Origin of the sequence: Streptomyces sp. NPDC047117, from assembly GCF_040643545.1 — a bacterium.
Classification (GTDB): Bacteria; Actinomycetota; Actinomycetes; order Streptomycetales; family Streptomycetaceae; genus Streptomyces.
Window position 1 is genome coordinate 1 of record NZ_JBEYUN010000021.1, and the last position, 14,572, is coordinate 14,572.

Annotated in this window: 10 protein-coding genes and 2 pseudogenes; 6 read left to right on the plus strand and 6 right to left on the minus strand. The window is 72.5% G+C overall.

The features are described from left to right. From ABZ840_RS31245 to ABZ840_RS31260, 4 genes and pseudogenes are all read left to right on the plus strand, one after another. Positions 1 to 2,345, plus strand: a pseudogene (locus tag ABZ840_RS31245) (hypothetical protein); the annotation flags it as partial. Beyond that, positions 2,342 to 3,121 carry a hypothetical protein gene (locus ABZ840_RS31250; RefSeq protein WP_361565238.1) on the plus strand — a complete coding sequence of 260 codons (780 nt, stop codon included), beginning with the start codon at positions 2,342 to 2,344 and terminating at the stop codon, positions 3,119 to 3,121. The pseudogene ABZ840_RS31245 and the gene ABZ840_RS31250, both read left to right, overlap by 4 nt. 23 nt (positions 3,122 to 3,144) lie before the next feature. Next, positions 3,145 to 3,918: a hypothetical protein gene (locus tag ABZ840_RS31255; protein ID WP_361565241.1), complete on the plus strand. Its 774-nt coding sequence runs from the start codon at positions 3,145 to 3,147 to the stop codon at positions 3,916 to 3,918. Between the two features lie 30 nt (positions 3,919 to 3,948). Next, complete coding sequence (locus ABZ840_RS31260) at positions 3,949 to 4,227, plus strand: hypothetical protein (protein ID WP_361565243.1); 279 nt, start codon at positions 3,949 to 3,951, stop codon at positions 4,225 to 4,227. 90 nt (positions 4,228 to 4,317) lie between these two features. Here the strand turns inward: ABZ840_RS31260 and ABZ840_RS31265 are convergent, their stop codons facing one another. From ABZ840_RS31265 to ABZ840_RS31280, 4 genes are all read right to left on the minus strand, one after another. Then, positions 4,318 to 5,859: an MFS transporter gene (locus tag ABZ840_RS31265; protein ID WP_361565246.1), complete on the minus strand. Its 1,542-nt coding sequence runs from the start codon at positions 5,857 to 5,859 to the stop codon at positions 4,318 to 4,320. Between the two features lie 99 nt (positions 5,860 to 5,958). After that, on the minus strand, positions 5,959 to 6,999 hold the full coding sequence (locus tag ABZ840_RS31270) for a PDR/VanB family oxidoreductase (protein WP_361565249.1): 1,041 nt from the start codon (positions 6,997 to 6,999) through the stop codon (positions 5,959 to 5,961). Then, a complete protein-coding gene (locus tag ABZ840_RS31275; protein WP_361565252.1) occupies positions 6,996 to 8,129 on the minus strand; it encodes an aromatic ring-hydroxylating dioxygenase subunit alpha in 1,134 nt (377 codons plus the stop codon). The genes ABZ840_RS31270 and ABZ840_RS31275 overlap by 4 nt, the downstream gene beginning before the upstream one ends. A 255-nt stretch (positions 8,130 to 8,384) precedes the next feature. Then, positions 8,385 to 9,188, minus strand: coding sequence for an IclR family transcriptional regulator (locus ABZ840_RS31280; protein ID WP_361565255.1), 804 nt, complete (start codon positions 9,186 to 9,188; stop codon positions 8,385 to 8,387). A 210-nt stretch (positions 9,189 to 9,398) separates the two neighbouring features. Between ABZ840_RS31280 and hemG the strand changes: the two genes are divergently transcribed. Together hemG and hemQ are read left to right on the plus strand one after the other, a co-directional pair. Beyond that, positions 9,399 to 10,877 carry a protoporphyrinogen oxidase gene (gene hemG / locus ABZ840_RS31285; RefSeq protein ID WP_361565258.1) on the plus strand — a complete coding sequence of 493 codons (1,479 nt, stop codon included), beginning with the start codon at positions 9,399 to 9,401 and terminating at the stop codon, positions 10,875 to 10,877. Positions 10,878 to 10,887: 10 nt separating this feature from the next. Further along, positions 10,888 to 11,619 carry a hydrogen peroxide-dependent heme synthase gene (gene hemQ, locus ABZ840_RS31290; RefSeq protein ID WP_361565261.1) on the plus strand — a complete coding sequence of 244 codons (732 nt, stop codon included), beginning with the start codon at positions 10,888 to 10,890 and terminating at the stop codon, positions 11,617 to 11,619. Between the two features lie 94 nt (positions 11,620 to 11,713). Here the strand turns inward: hemQ and ABZ840_RS31295 are convergent, their stop codons facing one another. Together ABZ840_RS31295 and ABZ840_RS31300 are read right to left on the minus strand one after the other, a co-directional pair. Then, the gene (locus ABZ840_RS31295; protein WP_361565264.1) at positions 11,714 to 13,300 is read right to left on the minus strand and encodes an alpha/beta hydrolase; all 1,587 of its coding nucleotides are present in this window, start codon (positions 13,298 to 13,300) and stop codon (positions 11,714 to 11,716) included. A 398-nt stretch (positions 13,301 to 13,698) separates the two neighbouring features. Further along, positions 13,699 to 14,442: pseudogene (locus ABZ840_RS31300) on the minus strand (DUF4142 domain-containing protein); the annotation flags it as partial. Between the last annotated feature and the right edge of the window lie 130 nt (positions 14,443 to 14,572).

Below are 14,572 nucleotides of genomic sequence, written 5' to 3' on the forward strand. Positions count from 1 at the left end.
AGGTCATCGACCCGATGACCTATGTCGCCAAGGGCGCCGGCGCGAGCCTGTCCAAGATCGGCGACATCGCCAAGAGCATCAAGGGCATCGGCAAGATCGACGTACCGGCCCTCCCCGCGGACGCCATCAAGCTCCCCGAGGGCTCGCTCAAGCTCCCCGACGGCACCGTGCGCCTCCCCGAGGGCGCGGCCGTACCCGAAGGCGCGACCAGGCTGCCCGACGGCAACGTCAGACTCCCCGACGACGTCCCGGCACTCCCCGAGAACGCCACCAAACTGCCCACCAACCCGGGCGAGCCGGCCCGGTACTTCGACGGCCAGGGCAACTACCTCGACGAACACGGCAACACGCTCACCGACGCGCCCGCCGACACCGTCGACAGGGCCGCCCACCCCACCACCGGCGCCGACACCCCCCGGGTGGATTCGCCGGCCCACGCCCAGCAGCCGTCGCTGGTCGGCGCGGGCGTGCACGCCGCCGACAACGCCGGCCACGTCCGGCTGGGCGACAGCCTGGACACCACCCTCGGCGACACCGGCCGCATCGGCGACGACGTGACCACGCCGGGCGCCCACACAGGCGACGGCGTGCCCGGCAACCATGCCCCCGGCGGCCTGGCCGACCACCTCCCCGGCGGCCACGCCGACGACCTCGGACGCGGCCCCTCCGCGAGCCACGAACGGCCCGCGGGAGGACACGGCGACGGCCCCACGGGCGGCGAGCACACTCCGGGCGGCGGGGACCACACACCGGGTGGCGGCGACCACACGCCCGGCGGTGGGGACCACACCCCGGGCGGCGTCGGCGACGACCTGCCCGGCGGTTCGGGGTCCGACCTGCCGCCCCCGCCGCACGGCGGTGACCTCGGCGGACTCGGCCCCGCCATGCCCGAGGGCCCTCGCGGCAACCTCCCCGACGGCTCCTGGGCCGGCGAGAACGGCCTGCGCCTGGACCGGGAGGCGAACGCCGCCGCCGACGACTTCATGCGCCGGTCCGCCGAGGCGGAGCCGCGGATCACCGACTCGATGCAGGGCATCGCGGGCAAGGTCGACGACGGCAAGCTGATCGGCCTGGAGTACCGCCTCAAAGGGGAGGACTCCCTCAAGCGCAAGCTCGCCACGGACATGCTCGAGGACATCGGCGTGGACCACGGCCGGGTGCTCGGCGACATCAAGGACTCCATCCGCTACACGATGGAGGTACCGGGCAACAACTACACCCACGGTGTGCAGCAGGCGATCCACGACCTCCAGGCGAAGGGGTTCGAGAACGTCACGTTCAAGAACACCTGGGACTCGGCCGGCTACAAGGGCATCAACTCGACCTGGCGCGACCCGGTCAGCGGCCAGGTATTCGAGCTGCAGTTCCACACGGCGGACAGCTTCGCGGCCAAGATGGACGGCCACGCGCTGTACGAGAAGGAGCGCCTGCCCGGCGTCACCCCGGAAGAGCTCGCACTGATCAAGGCCGAGCAGACCGACCTGTTCGGCAGGGTTCCCGTACCGCACGACGCCGGCGCCATCAGGCTCGGCAGCCACACGCCCGACGACCTGGCCACCACCCTCGGCAAGGACACCGACTCCCTCACCGACGACCTCGGAAGGACGAGCGACGACGCCGGAGGCTTGGCGGACGACGCGGGGGACCTGGGGGACGATGCGGCGGACGGTGCGGACGAAGCCCGCGGTGGCGACGGGCCGGACGCCGGCGATACGGACCTGCCTCGCGAGGGCGGTCCGGGCGGCCCCGGCGGTGCCTACTGGGTGACGGAGCCCTCGGAATTCGCGGGCCGCGTCTACGACGAGATTCGCGCGACACCGAACCGGGTGGACCTGCCCAGCATTTCGCGGCACACCGGCGTCGACGAGTCTGTGCTGCGGCAGGTGAAGACGCACCTGTTCCGGGCGCAGCACGATGTGACCGTCGGACCCAACGATGTCCGCCACGGCCTTTTCGAGCCGGCCGACGATATCGCCGAGCTCTGGCCCAAGGCGCAGCGAGGGGACCTTTCGGAAGCCGAAATGCTGCGCTTCCGTTCTCTGATGGCGCACGAGTACGTGGAAAGCCGGCTCATGCAGTCGGGAATGCCGTACACGCAGCCGCACCCGCACATGTGGGAAGTGGACCCGAACGACGGCAAGTACTATCGGAAGTGGCCCGAGACACCTCGGGACGCCGGGGCGCACGAGCTGGCACCGAATGAGCGGAAGGGCGGCTTCAAGCACTGGAGCTCGCTGGGGCTCAAGGAACCCGACGTCGTGCTCCGCGAAGACATGTCCAACATCGACGACGTAGTGAAGGCTGTCGCACAGGAGCTGCGTTCGAAGGGGCTGAACCTGAAGTGACCGCACAGGAACCACGCGTCGTCCTCGACCGGATTCGCGGCGTCACCTGGGACGACGACTTCAGCGTGTCGCTCGGGCACGCCCGTTCTCGGGCCCTGCTGATGCGCGAGTACCTGCGCCGCGCCGCGCTCTGGGCCCGGGCGTACGGCGCCGAGGACGCGTGGCCGTTCTTCGACGTCGCGGAGTACGTGGATCCGTCCGTCCAACTGGATGCCGATATCTCGGCCGAACTCGACGAATACATCCGGCTGCACGTCGGCACGCCCTCCATCCAGAAGACGTGCCGGGGTGCCGTGCACTGGGCGGCGGTGCGCGCGGAGACCAAGGCGGAGCTGCCGGACCTGCCCGACATGTACGAGCCGCTGCTGCTGATGTTCGAACGCGGCGGTGGTTACGCCATCGAGCAGTTCATCGATCTGCAAGGGGTGGCGATTCCGCGGGGGAGCCTGGAGAACAACATCTCCGCCACTCCGTTCCTCACCCTCGCGCCCGCCACGCTCGACGCTCTCGACGGCCGGGGACGGATCACGTACTACGCGAAGATCAGTGAGGGCTTTCCGCGGAGCAGTCCCCGGGGCATCGTCCGGCGCCGCGTCATCGGCAATGGGGACGAGACGCACGACGAGGCCTTCACCCGCAATCTCCGCTGGGAGCCGACGGAGTACCTGCGCCTTTACGAGCTGGGGCACAACGACATCGACCACGTGGAGATCTCCGAGGCCGAGGCCGCGGCGTTCATCGAGACGATGACGGAAAGGCTCACCGGAATCAGCTGATGAGTGGGCGTCTCCCGCGGGGTGTGCTGGAGCGGCTCCGGACCGTCGACTGGTACGGCGACTGGGACAAGGCCAACAGCCACCGGCGGTCGCGTGCGCTGCTCATGCGGGAGTACCTGCGCCGTGCCGCCCTCTGGGCGCGCGCGTACGGTGCCGAGACCGAGTGGCCGTTCTTCGACGTCACGGAGTACGCCGCCCCTGGCTTCGAGCCCGACCCCGGGCTCGCGGCCGAGTTGGAGGAGTACGTGTCGAAGCTCGGCGCCCCGTCCACCCGGCGGGTGTGCCGGGGCGCCGTGCGCTGGGCCGCTCTCCGTGAGGGAGCGGCAGAGCCGAGTGCGCCGGCTGACCCGTACGCGCCCCTGCTGCTGATGTTCGAGCGGGGTGGCGGGTATTCCATCGAGGAGTTCATCGACCTGTACGGCGTGATGATTCCGCACGGGAACCTCGAATCGAATCTGGACGCCGAGCCGTTTCTCTCGCTCGCCCCCAGTACGCTCGATGCTCTTGATTCCGGGTCAGAAGGCCGGATCTCGTATTACGCGAAGATCGGTGAGGGGTATCTGCGCAGCAGCCCGAAGGGGATTCTGCGGCGCCGGTTGGTCGGCAGGGAGTCCGAAACGTGCGACGAGGCGTTCACCCGCAATCTCCGCTGGGAACCGACCGAATACCTTAGGCCCTACAAGCTCTACGCATCGGGGCACAGCGACATCGGCCTCGTCCAGATCACCGAGGTCGAAGCCGCTGCTTTTATCGAATCGGTGATGGGGAAACCGGCAGGAATCCGGCCCCCGGGCTGACCAGGAAGGGCTGACCAGGAAGGCGTTCACGTGCCGCGTATCGACATCGACGACCCCGAGGTGGAAGCGGGCTATGTGCTCCTGTACCGGGGAGAGCCGTTCACCGGCGAGGTCGAGGAGTGGATGGGCGGGGTCGTCATCAGCCGCGATTCCTACGTGGACGGGGTGCTGCACGGGGACTGTCGTGAGTGGTACCAGGACGGCACGCTCCATTCCGAGGGCACTGCCCGTACGGGCAGTCCTGCCGGGGTGTCGAGGACGTGGCACCCGAACGGGCACGCTCGCCTCGGAGCACGTGTTCTCCGATGACGGGCTGACGTTGCTGGAAGAGCGTCGGTGGGATGCGCAGGGGCAGTCCGTGAAGGACTGGCGCGAGGGGCGCGGGGGTGGGTGCGTGGGCTAGGCGGTGGCCAGGGGCGGTGTTGGTGTGGTGGATTCCCGTACCAGGGCGTACAGGGCTGCGCTGGCGAGCATGAGGGCGCCGTCCAGGTAGATCGCCGGTACCCAGGTGCGGTACGCGTCGAAGAGGGCGCCGCCGAGTGCTGGGCTGACCACCGCGCCGATCTCGCTGACGAGGTTGAACAGGCCGAAGGCGGCGCCGCGTTCTGCCGGGTCGACCACGTCGTTGAGGAGCGCGTGGACCATCGGCTGGAGCGCGTTGAAGACCAGGCTGGTGACGAAGAGCAGTACGGACATCAGGACCAGGGACGGCTTGCCGGCCAGCTGCAGGTAGGCGCCGAAGACCACGACCAGCAGCCCCTGCACGACGACGGAGGCCACGATCATCGGGCGGCGGCCCCAGCCGCGGCGCTTGGCGATGTCCGAGAGCCAGCCGCCGGCCGGGAAGCCGAGGATGCCGGCGCCCGCGTTGAAGGTGGCCACCAGCGCCGCCTTGGCGAAGGAGCTCGTCGCCGCGTCGGCAACGATCGACACCGACCAGAAGCTGAAGAACCACAGATTCCACATCACCGCGATGAACGCGAAGCACAGGAGCAGCACATTGCGGTTGCGGGCGACGGAGCCCATGCGGGTGCCGCGGCGCGCGAAGACCGCGCCGATGAGGAGGAACGCGAGGGCGCACTCGGCGACCGCCACGCCCCAGGCGGGCAGGCCGATCCCGTCGGCGATCAGGTAGACCGCCACCACGGCGGCGCACAGCACCACGGAGATGCCGATGAGCCGCAGGGCCGGCCCGCCGGCCTTCAGCGGACCGCCGAGCCGCCGCAGGTAGCCGGTCATGGCCAGCCCGAAGACCAGCGTTGCCGCGCCCAGCACGATGAAGGGCATGCGCCACGCGCCCGCCGTCCCGAACGTGCCGGCACCCCAGTCGATCAGGTGGGGCGCGCCGATCGTGGCGACGGTCAGGCCGAGCGCCAGCCCCGTGATCGCCACTCCCATGCCGAGACCCGCCTTCTCGGGCGGCGAGTGCCGGGCGATCAGCGTCCGGTCGTTGGAGTAGAAGACGCCCTCGCCGAGCCCGGTCAGCACCCGCAGCACGACGAACGCCAGCAGCCCGCCGACGAAGCCGCTGGCGAGGGTGGTGACGCCCGCCCAGAGCAGGGAGATGGCGATCATCGACCGGTGTCCGAAGCGGTCGCCCAGGTAGCCGCCGGGGAACTGCGTGAGCATGTACCCGGCGAAGAAGAGGCTGCCGATCAGGCCGCCGAGCGCGTGCGGATGGGTGGCGGAGCCGAGCATCCCGTGGTCGTTCTCGATCAGCCAGGTCACGACGGGTCCGGTGATCGAGCGGTCGGCGTACGAGAAGAGCCAGCCGCCTAGCAGCATCGCCCACAGGGTGTGGTGCGGTTGCCATCGGCCGCGCCCGGTCGGCGGTGCGTCGGCGGACCGGGTGGCCGGAGCGGGGGAGAAGCGCGGCATCGGTGATCCCTTCACGGCCAGTACGTACGGCAGGAGCATCGGCAGAGGCGTCGGCAGGGGCATGACAGCTTGCACGGTGCGCGGGGTGCGCACCAGGGGCAGGACGGAACGGGCCCCGGTGGGGCGGCGGCCTGCTGCCCGGCGGCCGGGCCCGTTCCGGTGTCAGAGGGCGAGCCGCAGGCAGGGGGTGCGGGCGCGGGAGACGCAGATGAGCATGGTGTCGCCTGCCGATCGTTCCGCGTCCGTGAGGAGTTGGTCGCGGTGGTCGGGGGTGCCGGAGAGGACCTCGGTCTCGCAGGTGCCGCAGGTGCCGGCGCGGCAGGACGAGAGCACCTGTACACCGGCGTCCTCCAGCGCCTCCAGGACCGAGCGGCCGGGCGGTACGCGTACGGTGCGGCCCGAGTCGGCCAGTTCGACGTCGAAGGCCGTGTTGTCTCCGGCCGTGTCGTCTCCGGCCGCGTCGTCCCCGACGGAGCCGGCCGCGGCCGGTGGCGGGCGGAAGCGTTCCACGTGCAGTGCGCCGTCGGGCAGGCCCGCCGCGCGGCACTGCTCCTCGGCCGCGGCGAGCAGCGCTTCGGGGCCGCACGCGTACACCTGGGTGGCGGCCGCGTCGGCATCGCGGAGGAAGCCCGCCAGGTCCAGCAGCCCGAACTCGTCCTCGGGGCGCAGCGTGACGCGCTCCCCGTATGCGGCGAGTTGGTCGGCGTACGCCATGGAGGCGCGGGTGCGGCCCCCGTAGAGCAGCCGCCAGTCCGCCCCGGAGGCCCGCGCGTCGGCGACCATCGGGAGCAGCGGGGTGATGCCGATGCCGCCGGCCAGGAAGAGGCAGCGGGCGGCAGGGGCGGCCGGGGGCGCGAAGGGAAAGTGGTTGCGGGGCGCCGAGACCGTGACCTTGTCGCCGGCCGCGAGCCGGTCGTGCACGTACGACGAGCCGCCGGTGCCCGCGGTCTCGCGCAGCACCGCGACCCGCCACTCGGTCCGTTCGGCGGGATCGCCGCACAGCGAGTACGGGCGTACGAGGCCGGGCGCGAGGTGCAGGTCCAGGTGCGCGCCGGGGGACCAGGCGGGCAGCGAGCCGCCGTCCGGGAGGCGCAGCGACAGCTCGCACACGCCCTCGGCGACGGCCTGCTTGCGGACGACGAGCAGGTCGAGGGTGTCGAGCCTGCCGAGGGAGCTGAGGGGGGCGAGGAGGGCGTCACTCATCGGGCCGCCACCGCTTCCGGGGCGCCCGGCGTGCCGACCGCCGGAGTGCCCGGCGCCCCGGCCGGCGGCGCGGCCGCGTCCGGCCTCTCCGACCGGGCGATCATCCGCTCCAGGATGCGCCGCGCCGCCAGGCCACCCGTGTCGATGCCGACGCTCAGCTCCTGGACGCGGCGGCCCTCTTCCTCGGCCGTGACCCGCTCCAGGATGTCCAGCGCCGTCACGTCCTGAAGGACGACGGTGCGGTTGAACTCGTGCAGGAAGTCGCTGACCTTCTCGTCCTCGCGGGCGAAGTCCCGGGCCACCAGCCAGAAGTCGTACGTGGTGGTCTCGGTGGACGGCGTGATGGCGTACGCGATCTCGGTGTGGAACGCGTCCGGGTCGCTGCCGTCCGCGCCCGGTACCGAGCCGACCGGCGCGATCCGGCTGTGCAGCAGGTACAGGCAGGGCGCGTGGTACTCGATGTCCTGCCAGCGGCTGACCCGCCCTTGCAGGCCGGTGGAGTCGGCGTAGAAGGGCGGGCACTCGGCGTCGTCCATGTGCCGGCTGACCCGCACGATGCCGCGCTCCTCGTCGGCCTCGGTGATGATCGGGGTGGCGGCGACCTCCGGCGTGCCGATGTACCCGGCGTGCAGGAACGTCTCGTGCGAGAGGTCCAGCAGGTTGTCGACGAGCAGCCCGTATCGGGCCCGGAGCGGCTCCATGCCGCGGACGACCGTCCAGCCGGGATCGGCGAGCCAGGGGGCGCGGGGTACGGCGGACACGTCGGCGCGCGCCGGGTCGCCGATCCACACCCAGATGAATCCGTCCAGCTCGGCGAGCGGGTACGAGGCGACGCGCGCGGTGCGCGGCACTCGTGTCTGACCCGGTACGGAGACGCAGGTGCCGGCCCGGTCGTAGGTGAAGCCGTGGTAGCCGCAGACCAGCCGGCCGTCCTCCAGCGTGCCTTCGGAGAGCGGGTAGCGGCGGTGGACGCAGCGGTCGGCGAGCGCGGCGGCTTGCCCGTCCGGCGTGCGGTAGAGCGCCAGCGGCTCCCCGCAGACCGTACGGGCGAGCACCTCCTCGCCGCCGACCTCGCTGCCGTACGCGGCGACGTACCACTGGTCGCGGGCGAATGCGGTGGGAACGGGCATGGCGCGGCCTCCTCGACGCACAGGGGACCCGGGCGGCCCCCGGGGTCCACCAGACTCTGCGGCGTGCCTCAGGAGCGGACAAGGGCCCCTTCCAGCAGCTGGAAACATGCGTGCACGGGGGTTGCGCACCGCGCTTCGGTGCGCAAGGGGCCCCGAGTGCGCGGAGGTTCCCGGTGCGCAAGGGGGCCCAGGTACCCGGGCGCGAGGGGCGCCGAGCGTGCTGGGGCTCCCGGCCGCGAGAGGGGCAGTAGGCGGTCAGAGAGCCGGCGGCAGGCTGCGCGCGATGCCCTGCGCCGCGACGCGTACCGCCGGTGCCAGCAGTGCCGCGCGGCCCTCGCGTACCGGGACGACGACCGAGAGCGCGGCGACCGCCCGTCCGTCCGGGCCGCGGACGGGCGCCGCCACGGACACCGCGTCCATCGTGATCTGCCGCTCGCTGACCGCCACCCCGGAGGTGCGTACGTCGGCCAGTACCGACCGCAGCAGCGCCGGGTCGCCGATCGTGCGCTCGGTGAAGCGGCGCAGCGGGGCGGCGCACACCTGCGCGACCACGGAGGGCGGTGCGTACGCCAGCAGCGCGAGCCCCACGCCGGTGGCGTGCAGCGGCCAGCGCGCGCCGACCCGGGTGCGCACTCCGACCGCGGACCGCCCGGAGATCAGCTCGATGTACACGGTCTCCAGGCCGTCCCGCACGGCGAGCTGGACGTTCTCGTGCGTCGCCTCGTAGAGGTCCTCCATGAAGGGCAGCGCGGCCTGACGCAGTCCCACGCCGCGCCGCGCCAGTACGGCGATCTCCCACAGCCGCAGCCCGATCTCGTACCGGCCGTCCGCGCGGCGCTCCAGGGCGCCCCACTCCGTCAGCTTGCCGGCGAACCGGTGTGCGGTGGCGAGCGGCAGGCCGGCCCGCCGGGCCAGCGCGGTCAGGGTCAGGCTGCGGTGCGCGTCGTCGAAGGCGCCGAGCAGTGCGAGCACCCGGTCGGCCGCCGACCGCTCGGGGCCGCGGCGCGCGTCGGGTCCATCGGGCCCGTCGCGTCCGGCCTGCGGGTCGCGCAGGGCCATGGCGCCCCCACCTCCGGTCGGTCCGTCCGTGCCGCGGCGAGCCTAGTTGAGGGCCGGACCAGTGCCCAGGGCTCGCGTATCGGCCGGTCGGCCCGCCCCCTCAGCCGGATCCGCCCCCCCCGGGCACCGCCGGTGAGGTGGGCCGCTCACCCTCGGGGCCACCGGTGAGGTGCCGTCCGGGTGCCGGGCGGGCTCTGAGAGAGTGGGGGCATGAGCACTGCGCATACCGGTACGGGCCAGGCGCCCGGTCGTTCGGGCCACGCGCCCGGTCACGTCGTCGTGGTCGGCGGCGGCATCGCGGGCCTCGCGGCCGCGCACCGCGCGCTCGACGGCGGCGCGCGGGTGACCGTACTGGAGGCGTCCGGACGGCTCGGCGGCAAGCTGAAGGCCGGCGCGGTCGCGGGCGTACCGGTCGACCTCGGCGCCGAGTCGATGCTCGCCAGGCGCCCGGAGGCGGTCGAGCTCGCGCGCGCCGTCGGCCTCGGCGACCGGCTGCAGCCGCCGTCCACCGCCACCGCCTCCCTCTGGACCCGCGGCGCGCTGCGCCCGATGCCCAAGGGCCACGTCATGGGCGTCCCCGGAGGCCCGGCGCCGCTCGCCGCCTCCGGAGTGCTCTCCGAGGCCGGCCTCGCGCGCATCGAGGAGGACGCGGAACTGCCGCGCACCGAGGTCGGCGAGGACGTCGCGGTCGGCGCGTACGTCGCCGAGCGGCTGGGCCGCGAGGTCGTCGACCGGCTCATCGAACCGCTGCTCGGCGGGGTGTACGCGGGCGACGCGTACCGCATCTCCATGAAGGCCGCAGTCCCGCAGCTCTTCGAAGCCGCGCGGAAACACCGCTCCCTGACCGAGGGGGTACGGGCCATCCAGGCGCGCACGGCCGCCACCGTGCACCAGACCGGGCCCGCGGCGGCCGGGCCGGTCTTCATGGGCATCGACGGGGGCATCGGAACGCTGCCGGGCGCGGTCGCCGACGCGGTGCGCGCCAAGGGCGGCGAGATCGTCCTGAACGCGGCCGTGGACGAGGTACGGCGTGCGGGCGAGGCCGCGTGGGAGATCCGCACGGGCGGCCGGGTCCTGACGGCCGACGCCGTCGTGCTGGCCTGCCCCGCGCCCGCCGCGGCCCGCCTCCTCCGCCACGAGAGCCCCGTCGCCGCCACCGAGCTGGACGGCGTCGAGTACGCCTCCATGGCCCTGATGACCATGGCCTTCCGCCGTGCCGACGTCGAGGGCCGGCTCACCGGCAGCGGCTTCCTCGTGCCGCCGGTCGACGGGCACAAGATCAAGGCCGCCACCTTCGCGAGCAACAAGTGGGGCTGGGTCGACGCCGCCGATCCGGACCTCTTCGTGCTGCGTACCTCCATCGGGCGCTACGGGGACACCGCCGACCTGGCGCGCGAGGACGCCGAGCTGGTGGACCTCTCGCTGCGCGACCTGGGGGAGGCCGTGGGGCTGGCCGCCCGGCCCGTCGACACCACGGTCACCCGATGGGACGGCGGCCTGCCGCAGTACCCCGTGGGCCACCTGGAGCGGGTGGCGCGCATCGACGAGGCCGTGGAACGGCTCCCCGGCCTCCGGGTGTGCGGCGCGCTCTACGAGGGCGTGGGCATCCCGGCCTGCGTCGCGAGCGCCACGAAGGCCGCCGACGCCGTACTGGCCACCCTGGCGCCGGGCACCCCGGCGAGCGAGTGAGAATGGACGCATGACTGACGCCACCCCTGGGCCCGCGCCCGAGAAGACCCCGAACGCCGGCAAGAAGGCGAAGGACCTCAACGAGGTCATCCGCTACACGCTCTGGTCGGTGTTCAAGCTGCGTGCCGCCCTCCCCGAGGACCGCAGCGGCTACGCCGAGGAGGTCGACGAGCTGATCGAGCAGCTCGCCGCCAAGGACGTCGTGGTCCGCGGCACGTACGACGTGTCCGGCCTGCGCGCCGACGCCGACGTGATGATCTGGTGGCACTCGGAGAGCTCGGACGCGCTCCAGGAGGCGTACAACCTCTTCCGCCGCACGAAGCTCGGCCGCGCCCTGGAGCCGGTCTGGTCGAACATGGCGCTGCACCGCCCCGCCGAGTTCAACAAGTCGCACATCCCGGCCTTCCTGGCCGACGAGGAGGCGCGCAACTACGTCAGCGTGTACCCGTTCGTGCGCTCGTACGACTGGTACCTGCTGCCCGACGAGGACCGCCGCCGCATGCTCGCGGACCACGGCAAGATGGCCCGCGGCTTCCCGGACGTGCGCGCCAACACCGTGCCGTCCTTCTCGCTCGGCGACTACGAGTGGATCCTCGCCTTCGAGGCCGACGAGCTGTACCGCATCGTCGACCTCATGCGTCACCTGCGCGGCTCCGAGGCGCGGATGCACGTCCGCGAGGAGGTCCCGTTCTACACCGGCCGCCGCAAGCCGGTCGCGGAGCTGGTGGCCGGGCTGGCCTGACGGCCATCGGCCCCGCAGCCGGCTCAGCCCCTCAGTACGGCTGCCGGCCGGGGCCCTTCAGTAGAGCTGCCGGCCGGGCTCTCACTGCCCGCTCCTACTTCTCACCGGGCTCGGGCTCCGCGTGCGGCTTGCAGAACGCGTCGCGCGCCGGGACCCGCCCGGTGAGCAGGTAGTCCTCGGTGTACTTGTTCACGCAGTCGTTCTTGCTGAAGGCGATGCCGTGCTGACCGGCGTCGCGCTCGGTGACCAGCCGCGACCCGGCCAGCCGCCGCTTCAGCTCCAGCGCGCCCGAGTACGGCGTGGCACCGTCCCGCTCCGCCGCCAGCAGCAGTACGGGGGGCAGCGCCCCGGGGGCCGTACGGACGTCCAGCGGACGCTGCCCCATCTCGTGCGGGGACCGCGGCCAGAAGGCGCAGGGCAGGTTCATCCACGCGTTGTCCCAGGTCTCGAACGGCGCGACCTGGGCCACCATCGTGTTGTCGCGGTCCCATGTGGACCAGTTCCGCGGCCAGACCGCGTCGTTGCACTCCACGGCCGTGTAGACCGCGTCGCCGTTCTCGTCCGCCACCGCGTCCGCCGGGTCCGGCGCCGCCTGCGCGATCAGGGGCTTCGGGTCGCCCTTGAGGTAGCGGGACAGCGCGGCGGCCCGGATGGGCCAGTAGTGGTCGCTGTAGCCGGCCGTCAGGAACGCGGCCTGCAGTTCCGCCGGACCGACCTTGCCGCCCGCCGGCTTGCGCCGCAGCTGCGCGGCCGCGCGGTAGTACGACCGGCCGACCGCCTCCGCCGTCTTCCCCAGGCCGTAGGTCTTGTGGTGCTTGGCGACCCAGCCGCGCCAGTCCTTCCAGCGCCCCTCGAAGGCGATGTTCTGCTGGAGGTTGTTGCGGTACCAGACCTGGTCCGGGTCCGGGTTCACCACGCTGTCGAAGACCATGCGGCGCACGTGCCCCGGGAAGAGCGTCGCGTAGACGGCCCCGAGGTACGTGCCGTACGACGCACCCATGAAGGTGAGCTTCTTCTCGCCCAGCGCGGCCCGCAGCATCTCGAGGTCACGTGCGTTGTTCAGCGTGTTGTAGTGCTTCAGCGCCGCCCCGGACCGGCGTGCGCAGCCCTCGGCGTACGCCTGCGCCTCCTTGATCTTCTTCTGCTTGAAGCGCTCCGAGGGGCGCACGGGGCTGTCCGAAGGGGCCTTCCCGGCGGCCTTCTTCGGGTCCTCGCAGGACAGCGGTGCCGACCGGGCGACGCCGCGCGGCGCGTAGCCCACAAAGTCGTACGCACGTGCCGTACGGCGCCACTCGGGCAGCTCGGCGTACATGGGGAAGGGCATCGCATTGCCCCCGGGGCCGCCGGGGTTGTAGAGGAGGGCGCCCTGCCGCTCCTTCTTGGGGCCGGTGGCATGCCGCCTGCTGACGGTCAGGTCGATCTTCTTGCCCTCGGGGTGCGCGTAGTCCAGCGGCACGCGGACCTTGCCGCACTCCACGCCGGACGGCAGGTGCTCCGCGGCGGGGCAGCGCCCCCAGGAGATCTTCGCGGGCGCGGGCGCGGGGGCGGACGGGAGAGCGGACGTGGACGGGAACGCGGGTGAGGGGGCGGCTGCGGGTGCGGGGAGCCCGGCCGCCGGTGCGGCCGCCAGAGTGCCCAGAACCAGTGACCCGATGGTGCCGAACAACGCTACTGCCTTCACAAGCCGTCCCTTCGTGGGTCACCGTGCCGCCTCCGGCCGGGCGTCATCGGGTGTGACAAAAGGGATACTTGAGCGGCAATTTGATGATGTAAAGCACCGGGCGCCGGTGTCGGAAGGGATGCCCCGGAAGAGACCTTGAAGGGGCGCGCGGCGGATACCCGAAGACCCCCGCACGCCCCTGGACGGGACCGGCCGTCTCACCCATTCGCCGCCGAATGCGCCGCGCCGCTGTCGTCTTTAGGCCCGCCCCGGCCGCCCTGCCCCTCGCGGGCCTGCTCCTCTCGGGGCGGGCGCTCCTCCCGGCCTTCCTGGCCCCGCTGCCGGTTCTCCTGGCCTTGTCCTCGCCCCTCCTGGCCCTGCCCTCCGCCCTGGCCCTGTCCGCCGCGGCCGGGGGAGCCCGGCGCGGGTGTGGAGGCCGCCGGCGGCAGGGAGAAGGCCGCGGACGGGGTGGCGGGCTCGGGCGGCGCGGGTGCCGCGGGCGCGGCCGGGGACGGCGGTGCGGGCGGGGGCGTGGCCGGCGGCGTCGGCGAGCCGGTCGCCTGGGTGTCCCGGGCGATGCCGTCGAAATCCACGTCGCCGGTGCGTTCCAGCACGGTGATGTGGTCGAGCACGGTCGTATTGGCATCGTCCGCCAGCCCGCGTACCAGCGAATTGCGCGTCGTCGCGCGGACCTGCGCGACAACCGTGAAGACCCTGCCGTGTGCCAGCCGGAGGATGTTGGCGAACTTCCGGTCGTACTCGCTGCCGCGCGCCGCCTCCAGCTCCGAGAGCCAGCCCTGTTGCTGGGCGTTGGGCTGGTTGGGCAGGTCGACGCCGAGCTGTGACGCCACCCTCAGCACGTGGCGGTCGAGGGCCGCGTGGCCGCTCACGAGGTGATCGCCCGCGGTCCGTACGGCCTTCGTGGTGCCGCGTTCCCGCGCCTGCTGCCCGGCCGGCAGCTCCCAGAGTCCGGCCAGCCGGACCTTGTTGACGAAGTCGCGGTCGAGGGCGGAGAGCGGGCCGAAACGGGTGGCCACGGTGCCCGCGTTGATGTCGGTGCCGGCTGCCGAGAGCCCGGCGAAGGACAGGATGGGGAAGAGCAGTGCGGCTGCCGTCGCGACGAGTGCGGCGACGACGAGTCCGGTTCCGGTGACGGATCGCATGGTGCCTCCTGGTGCGCTCCCGCACGCTAATCCGCGCGCCCCGGCCCGCACCCTTGTTCCCCGAACCGCGACTCAACAGCCGCCCCTCGTTGGTACGTTGACGACTTTGCAAGCGGGTGGGCGACTCGCC